At 71.5% G+C, this 754-nt stretch carries 3 protein-coding genes; 2 read left to right on the plus strand and 1 reads right to left on the minus strand.

The features are described from left to right. On the plus strand, positions 1-186 hold a 186-nt coding region (locus ACYVE7_RS35040), incomplete at its 5' end, for a hypothetical protein (protein ID WP_460370978.1). A gap of 4 nt (positions 187-190) precedes the next feature. Here the strand turns inward: ACYVE7_RS35040 and ACYVE7_RS35045 are convergent. After that, positions 191-448 (minus strand): mycoredoxin, encoded by a 258-nt coding sequence (locus ACYVE7_RS35045; protein WP_460370980.1) that lies wholly within the window; start codon positions 446-448, stop codon positions 191-193. A gap of 98 nt (positions 449-546) precedes the next feature. Between ACYVE7_RS35045 and ACYVE7_RS35050 the strand changes: the two genes are divergently transcribed. Continuing rightward, positions 547-754 (plus strand): UvrD-helicase domain-containing protein (locus ACYVE7_RS35050; RefSeq protein WP_460370982.1); only part of this gene is annotated, 208 nt, incomplete at its 3' end.

Raw genomic sequence — 754 nt, forward strand, 5'->3', positions numbered from 1 at the left:
CGCACCCTCCCCGACGCCGTCCTGGCCACCCTCGCCAGGGCCGCCGGCGGCCGCGACCGCATCCCCGCCTTCTGCCTGCGCCTCCTGGCCGACCAGGCCCACCCCCCGCGCCCCCGCAGCGACCGCGAACACCGCAACGGCAAGGACGACCGAGGCCGTCGCGGTGATCGTCCCGGCCGCCGCTGACCGCCTACTGGACCAGCGACGCCATCTTCGCCTGAACGGCCTTGGCACTGGGATTGGTGACGGCCGTGCCGTCGGGGTAAACGATGGTCGGTACCGTCTGGTTGCCGCCGTTGACGGACATGACGTAGTCGGCGGCGGCCGGGTCCTTCTCGATGTCGATCTCGTGGATCTCGATGCCCTCACGGGCGAGCTGGGCCTTGAGGCGCTTGCAGAAACCGCACCACGGGGTGGTGTACATGGTCAGCCGGCCGGTCGCGCTCATGGTCAAGTTCCTTCGTGTTGGAGATCAAACCCGACGTCGGGTGGAACACCGCGGGGCTTTCCGGCATTCCTGTCGGTGGGCGCTGTGAGAATAGAGGCATGGACGCACGCGGGGTGTTGGCGGGGCTGGACCCGGAGCAGCGGGCCGTCGCCGAGGCGGTGCGCGGCCCCGTCTGCGTGCTGGCCGGGGCCGGCACCGGCAAGACGCGTGCGATCACGCACCGGATCGCCCACGCGACCCTGACGGGCGTGGTCGCGCCGCAGCAGGTCCTCGCCGTCACCTTCACCACCAGGGCGGCGGGCGAGC

The organism is Actinocorallia lasiicapitis, from assembly GCF_054778695.1.